Annotated in this window: 7 protein-coding genes, 8 tRNA genes and 1 rRNA gene; 1 reads left to right on the forward strand and 15 read right to left on the reverse strand. The window is 44.2% G+C overall.

Annotated elements, in window-relative coordinates; translation table 11 throughout:
• Positions 1-502 precede the first annotated feature (502 nt).
• From glmM to sigW, 5 genes are all read right to left on the reverse strand, one after another.
• On the reverse strand, positions 503-1,852 hold the full coding sequence (gene glmM, locus B9Z54_RS00365; protein WP_113926570.1) for a phosphoglucosamine mutase: 1,350 nt from the start codon (positions 1,850-1,852) through the stop codon (positions 503-505).
• 42 nt (positions 1,853-1,894) lie between these two features.
• Positions 1,895-3,130 carry a CdaR family protein gene (locus B9Z54_RS00370; RefSeq protein WP_162785028.1) on the reverse strand — a complete coding sequence of 412 codons (1,236 nt, stop codon included), beginning with the start codon at positions 3,128-3,130 and terminating at the stop codon, positions 1,895-1,897.
• On the reverse strand, positions 3,123-3,959 hold the full coding sequence (cdaA, locus tag B9Z54_RS00375) for a diadenylate cyclase CdaA (protein ID WP_113926572.1): 837 nt from the start codon (positions 3,957-3,959) through the stop codon (positions 3,123-3,125). Before cdaA ends, B9Z54_RS00370 begins: the two co-directional genes overlap by 8 nt.
• Positions 3,960-4,424: 465 nt before the next feature.
• Entirely contained in the window at positions 4,425-5,066 is a 642-nt protein-coding gene (locus B9Z54_RS00380; RefSeq protein WP_113926573.1) for an anti-sigma factor family protein, read from the reverse strand.
• Positions 5,067-5,082: 16 nt separating this feature from the next.
• The gene (gene sigW / locus B9Z54_RS00385; RefSeq protein ID WP_113926574.1) at positions 5,083-5,646 is read right to left on the reverse strand and encodes an RNA polymerase sigma factor SigW; all 564 of its coding nucleotides are present in this window, start codon (positions 5,644-5,646) and stop codon (positions 5,083-5,085) included.
• 167 nt (positions 5,647-5,813) lie between these two features.
• Here sigW and B9Z54_RS00390 point away from each other — a divergent pair, with 167 nt between their 5' ends.
• Positions 5,814-5,972, forward strand: a complete 159-nt coding sequence (locus tag B9Z54_RS00390) for an aspartyl-phosphate phosphatase Spo0E family protein (protein WP_113926575.1) — start codon at positions 5,814-5,816, stop codon at positions 5,970-5,972.
• Between the two features lie 241 nt (positions 5,973-6,213).
• On the opposite strand, the gene rocF is transcribed toward B9Z54_RS00390, so the two are convergent.
• The 10 genes from rocF to rrf form a co-directional block, all read right to left on the reverse strand.
• A complete protein-coding gene (rocF, locus tag B9Z54_RS00395) occupies positions 6,214-7,113 on the reverse strand; it encodes an arginase (protein WP_113926576.1) in 900 nt (299 codons plus the stop codon).
• Between the two features lie 908 nt (positions 7,114-8,021).
• Positions 8,022-8,094, reverse strand: a tRNA-Lys gene (locus B9Z54_RS00400).
• Between the two features lie 4 nt (positions 8,095-8,098).
• Positions 8,099-8,173 (reverse strand) — tRNA-Gln (locus tag B9Z54_RS00405).
• Positions 8,174-8,239: 66 nt separating this feature from the next.
• Positions 8,240-8,323 (reverse strand) — tRNA-Tyr (locus B9Z54_RS00410).
• Between the two features lie 8 nt (positions 8,324-8,331).
• Positions 8,332-8,407, reverse strand: a tRNA-Thr gene (locus tag B9Z54_RS00415).
• A 55-nt stretch (positions 8,408-8,462) separates the two neighbouring features.
• Positions 8,463-8,538: transfer RNA gene (locus B9Z54_RS00420), tRNA-Val, on the reverse strand.
• Between the two features lie 7 nt (positions 8,539-8,545).
• Positions 8,546-8,620 (reverse strand) — tRNA-Glu (locus B9Z54_RS00425).
• Positions 8,621-8,637: 17 nt separating this feature from the next.
• Positions 8,638-8,710 (reverse strand) — tRNA-Thr (locus B9Z54_RS00430).
• Between the two features lie 3 nt (positions 8,711-8,713).
• Positions 8,714-8,788: transfer RNA gene (locus B9Z54_RS00435), tRNA-Asn, on the reverse strand.
• Between the two features lie 7 nt (positions 8,789-8,795).
• Positions 8,796-8,912, reverse strand: a 5S ribosomal RNA gene (gene rrf, locus B9Z54_RS00440).
• Positions 8,913-9,171 lie beyond the last annotated feature (259 nt).

Here is a 9,171-nt window from a genome sequence, read left to right on the forward strand (position 1 = left end):
ACGGAGTTGCCTCAGTGATTTGAGAAAGAAATTGACGGCTCTGCTATAAGCCGGGAGGCATCCGCCGAAAAATCGATGAACCTCCACCTCGTCAACTAAACCTGCTTCGGTCGCGGTTTAGTCCTGGCGCTTTTAAATCTTTATTAACCTCTATCCTCCTAAGCAGCATTGAATTATTCCTGATTACTCGAAAGAGAACCAAAAACAGGATAATCATACAATACCCCGAACGAATCCGTCAATAAAAATTTTTCAGCACTTCACATTCCGGAGACAAAATAAAACTTCCGGCTCAAGAAAATAATCTTCGTATCCTGCTTTCAGACTGGAAGAACGACTATCCAAACAGCCTGGAAATAGTTGATTGCCTTCTTGTTTATCATGCTTACTTAATTTTCCCGAAATAAGGGCCGGTAAACCCGCAAACACTGATAGAAAAAGGGTATATTAAAAAATATGCATAAGAGGTATCGGGGGTCCCTCTTATGCATGCTCATTTTGTTTAATTATTCAATCCCATTTCTTTATCTACAACTTCCACAATTTCATCTACATATTTCACGCACAGTTCTTCCGTCGGCGCCTCAGCCATTACCCTTACAAGCGGTTCTGTACCGGAAGGACGCACAAGGATTCTTCCATTGCCGTTCATTTCCGCTTCGACCTTCTCAATCACTTCTTTAACCTTGGCGTTATCGGTTACGTGATGTTTATCCGTCACTTTAACATTAACCAGCCTTTGCGGGAACTTTTTCATTTCGCCTGCAAGTTCTGATAATGATTTGCCTGTCAACTTCATGATATTGACTAACTGAATGCCTGTCAGCAGGCCGTCACCCGTTGTATTGTAATCCAGGAAGATAATATGGCCGGACTGCTCGCCGCCAAGGGTGTAGTTATTCTTGCGCATCTCTTCCACTACATAACGGTCACCTACAGCTGTTTGAAGGCTTTGGATATCGCTTGCTTCCATTCCTTTATGGAATCCAAGGTTACTCATGACAGTGGAAACCACAGTAGACTGCTTAAGGCGCCCCTCTGATTTCAAATGCTTGGCACAGATGAACATGATCTGGTCCCCGTCTACGATTTCTCCCTTTTCATCTATGGCGATCAAGCGGTCGCCGTCACCATCAAAAGCCAGGCCGATGTCCGCACCTTTTTCTTTGACCAACTTTGCAAGTTCTTCAGGATGAGTAGAGCCGACACCGTCATTGATGTTCAAGCCGTTTGGAGAGGCTCCCATCGTGATAAGATCCGCATCAAGGTCTGCAAACAAATGAGGTGCCAAGGAAGAAGTAGCTCCATGAGCGCAGTCAAGTGCGATGGTAAGCCCTTCGAATTCCTCATCCACTGTCTGCTTCAGATATTGCAGATACTTCTGTCCGCCTTCAAAGTAATCGCTGACTTGTCCCAGATCAGCTCCGATTGGACGAGGCAAGGTATCCTCTTCCTGATCTAGAAGGTCTTCAATTTCTTTTTCTTGGTCATCTGTGAGTTTAAAGCCATCAGAACCAAAGAATTTGATGCCGTTATCTCCAACAGGGTTATGGGAAGCAGAGATCATGACTCCGGCCTGAGCATCAAGAGCCTTTGTCAGATAGGCAACTCCAGGTGTGGATATGACTCCAAGACGCATCACTTCAGCACCAATTGACAGCAGACCCGCTACCAGCGCCCCTTCCAGCATATGGCCAGAAATTCTTGTGTCACGGCCAATTAGAATTTTTGGTCTTTCAGCGTCTTTCGTCAATACATAACCGCCGAAACGTCCCAATTTAAAAGCCAACTCTGGAGTCAGCTCTGTATTAGCAATTCCTCTTACACCATCTGTCCCGAAATACTTTCCCATTGATATCGCTCCTTAAAGTGGGCTTAAAGATCCAGTGATAAATTAAGCCGGTATTTTCTCTTGTATTTGGATTGTAACTGTATTATTCGTCAATTCCCATTCGATGTCTTCTGGACCCTCGGCTTTCACTTCAATTTCATGTTCACCAGGGGCCAGTCCTGTTACATTTGCAAACAGCGAGAATGATTGAGAGTCCACTGTATCGAGCTGATCCTGAAAACCTGAAACAGAAATATCCACTGTCCCGGATTCAGGAGTGACAAACTCATACTCCAGGTCCTCCTCAGCACCTTCAAGCGTTATGGTATTACCCATGACTGTTTTCTTTTCGATTTCTTTGATATCTATCTTTACTTCGACTTGTTCAGGAGTGGTTTTGTTCACACCCTCCGGAAGTACCAGCGGCACTTCGATTGTTGTATCTTCGGTGATTTCACTTAAATCCACTTCTGCCTGCAGCTCATTGATTGACCGGAGAAGAGCGTCCCTTCCGAAAACCGTCACTTCCTTCGGGTTAACGGTAACAGCTTCAAGTTCCAAGCCATCAGGAAGTTCTCCTGTCTGATTCACAGCTATAGAAACGTCTTTATTCGGATTGATTACTTCAATCGTCACGTCAACCGTTTCAGGCTCAATGGCGACATCCAGCTTATTATAATCCCTGTCAAGCACTTGCACCCTTGCTTCCCTTGTAATGCTTTGGTCAATGCCGCTGTTCACATCCGGGGTAGCCACCACATACGCAATCTGCTCTATGATATCCTTAGCTCCCGTAATTTCTACGTTCCGGGGCTCCACTGTCACACTCTCTGACTGATACCCTTCAGCAAGCAGGGCTTCGTTGAATTCAGGATCCACCGAGAATTCTTCTGTCACCTTCTCCTGAATGGAAACATTTACAAAGGGAGGATCAAGATTCACCTGCAGCTTGTCAGATATCCCTTCGATTTTCAGCTGTACTTGATGGTCGCCGATTCCCAGCTCATTCAAATCTGCGTAAACATGGAAGTCCCTTAAAGTCTTAGCTGAGGTAACCAGATTCTTCGGTCCATCCACTTCGATAGAGACCGTTTCAGGAACACCGCTTACAAATAAATTTTCACTGTCATAAAAAATTTCGACAGGCACGTTCTCAATTGTCTCTACGCCTTGCTGCGGATTGCTGCTTTCATTTCTCTGCACAGCCATCTCATCAAAATTGACGGAAACATAAAGGACAAAGGCCAATAGCAGTCCGACTATTCGCATAAACCAGCGGTTCTCGATGAATTTATCCATTGTCTCTCTTCCCCCTCCAGTTCCATTTTGTAGAGGAAGCATTTGCCTTTTCACCTATCAGCTCATGCTCGAGGATCAACTTTAAGTCATCCACTGAAATGTTCCGTTTCAAGTCTCCATTCACCGTAACGGAAATACTTCCTGTTTCTTCTGAAACAACTATCGTAATGCTGTCCGTTACTTCACTGATTCCTAAAGCAGCCCTGTGCCTTGTTCCCAGTTCCTTTGAAATGAATGGACTTTCAGATAACGGCAGATAACAGGCGGCAGCCGCAATTCTTCTCTTTTGCAGGATAACAGCGCCATCATGAAGAGGTGTATTTGGAATAAAAATGTTAATCAGCAATTCTGAAGAAATCTTTGAATGAATCGGAATACCTGTTTCTATGTATTCACTCAGGCCTGTTTCCCTTTCAATTGAAAGAAGGGCGCCTATTCTCCTTTTCGCCATGTAACTGACGGCTTTGCCGATCGCTTCGATCATTTGTCCCTGCTCTTCTTCCTCTTGATTTCCGCTTCTCGAGAACAGTCTTCCCCTTCCAAGCTGTTCAAGCGCTCTGCGTAGTTCAGGCTGGAAGATGATGATGATCGCCAGAATCCCCCAGTCGATTGCCTGGTCCACTAAAGACCTTAAGGTATCCAAGCCAAGCAGGCCGCTGAGTCCTCTTACGATAATGATGACGAAGATCCCTTTTAACAGCTGTACAGCTTTAGTTCCTTTAATTAGCATTATTAATTTGTAGATAACAAACCATACCAGGAGTATGTCGACTATATCTGAAGCATAGTCCAGCACGGAATAATTTGAGTAAACATCAAAAAACGGCATATAGTATCCTCCAATAGAAGTGATCTAAAGGGATAGCCGTGAAAATGGCTATGTAATTAGTAACTTTATTATTATATCACAAAGAGGGTTGACATAAAGAATAATAAGGATAAATGGAAATATATATAAGGTGTTTACTTTGGTTCCCACCTCATTATGCCAGAATCCGGAAATTTTTCAATCCATTGCGAAACACTAATATGCCTTCCACTTTTTCAATTCTTCCTTTAAAAAAGGCTCTTTTCGTAAACATTGTTGCTTTTAAAATATTCTTGTTAAGATAAATCTCCTTAAATATATTGGTAAGCAAGAAAGAAAAGAGCTACTCACTACGATTTGAGAGGAAACATTTGTATCCGGGGAAAAATCCGGCTCTTGGGATTTTTCCGAAAGCAACAATTTATGCGAAAACAGCCTTAAAAAAAGGACTGTCCCGGCATAGAGGCCGGAACAAATCCATTCACTTCATATTTTATATACCGTCCGGCTGGTCTTCAAACCAGTCCAAAGTTTCACTGAATCCTTTTTTATCTGGTACCATAACCATTCAAAAGCCGCATCGATTTCTTTAATTTCTCCTGTTACATCTCCTGCTGAGGCCATATACTGCTGTCCATTAATAACCGTTATGTCCCCATTGACCTTTCCTTCAACCTTAACATCGCCGTTCTTGACCGTTATATCTCCATCGATCACCCTGCCCTCAGGGACTATCACCGTATGCCCCTCGACAACTAGATTCGGCTGTTTGGTAAAGGAAAATTCATCGCTTTCATTCCAGGAGGAAAATAGGCTGCCCATCATCAATACGAAAAAGAGGGAGGCTGCTGTCATAAGGGGATGATGCCTCAGCCACCTCTGGACTCCGACCTTTTTCTTCTCCCGCGGCAGGTTTGCCATCACCTTGCTTGTAAAATCCGCAGGTGCCTGTATATGTGATGTGCTCTGCACTAATGCTATTGATTTTTTCATTTCATGGAAAAACTGCTGACAATCTTCACACCTTTGAAGATGTTCTTTCAACTTATTCTCGTTGTCTTGGGAAATTTCTTCGTCTAAATATTCATGAATATATTCTTCATATTCTGCTGAACAACAAGTTTTCAAAGGCTTCACACCCTTCCTACATGTTTCTTAATTGTTTTCTGAGAGCTTCGCGCCCTCTATGTATCCTCGTTTTGACCGTCCCCAGAGGAAGATCCAGAATTTCGCTGATTTCCTGAAGAGACAATTCTTCAATATACTTCAGGACAATCACTGACCTGTATTTATCCGGAAGCTTGAGAATCTGCCGTTGGATTTCTGCCTGAAGTTCCATTTCTTCCACTTCTTCTTCCGGCAGCTGCCCTTCTGCGGCCACTTGAGAATACATTGTAAGTCCTTCTGTCCCAGTTACTTCGGCATCAAGATAATAATCCGGTTTCTTTTTCCTGATTCTGTCGATGCATAGATTTGTGGCAATCCGGTATAACCAGGTTGAGAACTTACGCTTCTGGTTGAAGGTGTGGATATTCACATACGCCCTTATAAAAGCCTCTTGTGAAATATCCTCTGCTTCATGGCGATTACCCAGCATACGGAAACAAATCTGGAACACTTTATCTTTATAAAGCTCTATTACCTCTGCAAATGCATCCTGGTCCCCTTTGAGCACTTGCTTTATTCTTTTATTGACTAGCGCATCCATTTTATACCTCCGCTCTATGCGGCTATACATATATACGAACGTATAGCAAAAAGGTTTCAATTTTTTTCATCTACTATATCCTAACAAAAAATAACAAAGAAATGTTTACTTTTTTTGCAACTGGGGTATAAATGAATTAAAACAATGTCGGAAACGAGGTAATTAGTGTGGGGAGAGCTGAATTACTGAAACAAATAGAAGAGCACCGGAGCAGAATGGTAGAAATGGCACTGCAGTCTTCCTTTGCAAATGAAAAAGTCGTGGAAATCAGTTCAAAGCTTGATCGTCTGCTGAATACCTTTAATCAAAAAACTGAAGAATTATAAAAGCAGCTTCCTAAAAAGGAAGCTGCTTTGTTTATTAGATAAGAAAGTAAAAAATTTATAGAGTGAAATTAAGTGGCGTTTTCTGAATCCAGCTCCAGCGCCCGAGGGTTCGTACCCACTGGAACGAACTTAGTCCCTTGGGATCAAATAACCCCCGTAGAATAAAAGGAAAGACCGCCTTTTTTTCATCGGGGAGAATTTGCCTGTCGGGGCTAAACGGGGCGCTTGCACTTTATATATCTTATAATAATTTTTCTCCGAAGAGAGAGCCCATCAAAGCAACAGCAACAGACGCCGTTCTGTTTTTATCATCCAGGATCGGATTGACTTCCACAAACTCTGCAGAAGTAATCAAATTGGATTCTGCCAGCATTTCCATTGCCAAGTGGCTTTCCCTGTAACTGATTCCGCCCATAACAGGAGTACCGACACCAGGAGCATCGCTTGGATCCAAGCCGTCAAGATCTAGTGATAAATGGACTCCATCGGTTTTGTCTTTCAAATAGTTGATCGCTTCTTCCATCACTTTTGTCATCCCCATACGGTCCACTTCGTGCATGGTGAATACTTTGATTCCGCGTTCATTAATCAATTCCCTCTCCCCTTCGTCCAGTGAGCGGGCTCCGATGATCACAATATTCTCCGGTTTAACCTTAGGTGTGTATCCCCCGATGCCAGTCAAGCTTTCATCCCCAATGCCCAAACTTACAGCAAGCGGCATTCCATGGATATTGCCAGAAGGTGATGTATCGCTTGTATTCAAATCACCATGGGCATCATACCAGATCACACCAAGGTTCTCATAATGCTTCGATACACCTGCCAGCGTACCGATCGCAATACTGTGGTCTCCACCAAAAACTAGCGGAAAATCTTTATTCTCTATTACCTTATCTACACTATCAGCCAGTTTTTGATTTCCCTCTGCAACCGCTGTCAAATTTCTTAACGCCGAATCAGAAGTATGTACCCTTTCTGGCTGTGCAATTTCAATATTCCCCAAGTCATTTATCGTATGGCCAAGTCTCTCTAGTCTCTCAGCAACACCCGCATAACGGATAGCACTTGGTCCCATATCTACTCCACGGCGCATTTGCCCTAAATCCATAGGCACGCCAATGATCGATATATTCTTTTTCATATACTAGCTCCTCCTCAACCCGTTCTATCCCCATTGTAACGAACAACCCCAACATGACTCAACCGGACAACGTCGTGTATATATATACAAAAGCGGAAGCGGCCGTTCAGGGACGTACGGATTTGAGCGCTGCCGTATTGAGATAAAGGAAACACGAAGAGCGCAGCGATTCGATGTTGACTTATCGCAGAGGAGGCAGTGACAAATACGCTAGTCCCTGGCCGCTGGAGCTGGATGAGACAAAAGCGGAAGCGGCCTGCTCAGAGGCGTACAAAATAACCAGGCCCCGCATGAGATAAAGGAATCACGAAGAGCGAAGCGATTCGATGATGACTTATCGCAAGGAGGGGACTGGCATTTTGCTAGCCTCTAGGCCTTGGAGCTGGACGGGACAAAAGCAGAAGCGGCCGTTCAGGGACATACGGATTTTAGGGCCCCTGCATGAGATAAAGGAAACATGAAGAGCGCAGCGATTCGATGTTCTTTTCCCTAATACAAAGAAGATACTCTGAACTTAATGGTGTCTAATAACAGAAAAAGTCCAAGAACCGACTTTTTCTTAAAACAAAGCTGGACGTAGTGAGGAAATGAACTTGTTGACTTATCGCAAGGAGGGGGACCGAGATCCGTTAGTCCCTGGCCGCTGGAGCTGGACGGATTAAAAGCGGAAGGGCCTGCTCAGAGGTTATCACAAGGATGATTAAATTTTGGAAAGACACCTTAAGGATTAAATTGGGGGGCAGGTGGCACTCGAGGGCCCCATGAGTGACACCTCAAGAGTAAAACTAGGGCTCTGGTGATATTAGTGGGTATTTGATGCATCTTCTTGATAATCCTTCGTCTTGTATCCAACTATCTGAGAATACAAAAAAAGCTTCCAGATATAAACCTGGAAGCTTTTTGTATAATGAGCCATGAAGGATTCGAACCTTCGACCCTCTGATTAAAAGTCAGATGCTCTACCAACTGAGCTAATGGCTCTAAATGGCTGGGCTAGCTGGATTCGAACCAACGCATGTCGCAGTCAAAGTGCGATGCCTTACCGCTTGGCTATAGCCCAATAATAGCAAAAATAAAAAGACATTAGTTAACATGTCCGTTTTTCTGCTTATGTATTCAAAGAGAATGGTGGAGGGGGGCAGATTCGAACTGCCGAACCCGAAGGAGCGGATTTACAGTCCGCCGCGTTTAGCCACTTCGCTACCCCTCCAAATAAAATGGTGCCGGCAAGAGGACTTGAACCCCCAACCTACTGATTACAAGTCAGTTGCTCTACCAGTTGAGCTACACCGGCATTTTATTGGTATGTTTAAAATAATATTTAGTTGTCAAAACCATGTTGTAATAAATGGTGGAGGATGACGGGATCGAACCGCCGACCCTCTGCTTGTAAGGCAGATGCTCTCCCAGCTGAGCTAATCCTCCAATATAATGGTGACCCATACGGGATTCGAACCCGTGTTACCGCCGTGAAAGGGCGGTGTCTTAACCGCTTGACCAATGGGCCGATCTTATAAACTAGTAAGCTTCCAACCGGATTCGAACCGGTGACCTCTTCCTTACCATGGAAGTGCTCTACCTGCTGAGCTATGGAAGCAAATGGCTCCGCAGGCAGGACTCGAACCTGCGACCGATCGGTTAACAGCCGATAGCTCTACCACTGAGCTACTGCGGAACGATAAGCCTGGCGACGTCCTACTCTCACAGTGGGAGATCCCCCAACTACCATCGGCGCTGAAGAGCTTAACTTCCGTGTTCGGCATGGGAACGGGTGTGACCTCTTCGCCTTAATCACCAGACATATGTATTTGCTTATCTTGAAAGGACAAATATTATTATAACAACATCCTTGAATAATTCAAGTGTTATTTTAATTTATTCTTTCAAAACTAGATAAAGTATTAGAAGAAAGAAGAAAGTATTCCGAGTTTCGCTGCATTTTGCAATCCAGCTCCGGCGGCTAGAGGCTCGGGGTCATATGTCATCAATCAGCCGAGGGCAAATAGCGCCCTCATCTGCTTGCTGGCATATGCCTGTCGCCTCTGTTCAAGCCGCCTG

The sequence above is a fragment of the Bacillus sp. P14.5 genome, assembly GCF_003316765.1.
In the GTDB taxonomy this organism is placed as follows: Bacteria; Bacillota; Bacilli; order Bacillales; family Bacillaceae_B; genus Rossellomorea.

Bases quoted from the DNA above. Each gene is read 5' to 3' on its own strand.
- glmM (WP_113926570.1), bottom strand. From the start codon at position 1,852: ATGGGAAAGTATTTCGGGACAGATGGTGTAAGAGGAATTGCTAATACA.
- B9Z54_RS00370 (WP_162785028.1), bottom strand. From the start codon at position 3,130: ATGGATAAATTCATCGAGAACCGCTGGTTTATGCGAATAGTCGGACTG.
- cdaA (WP_113926572.1), bottom strand. From the start codon at position 3,959: ATGCCGTTTTTTGATGTTTACTCAAATTATTCCGTGCTGGACTATGCT.
- sigW (WP_113926574.1), bottom strand. From the start codon at position 5,646: ATGGATGCGCTAGTCAATAAAAGAATAAAGCAAGTGCTCAAAGGGGAC.
- rocF (WP_113926576.1), bottom strand. From the start codon at position 7,113: ATGAAAAAGAATATATCGATCATTGGCGTGCCTATGGATTTAGGGCAA.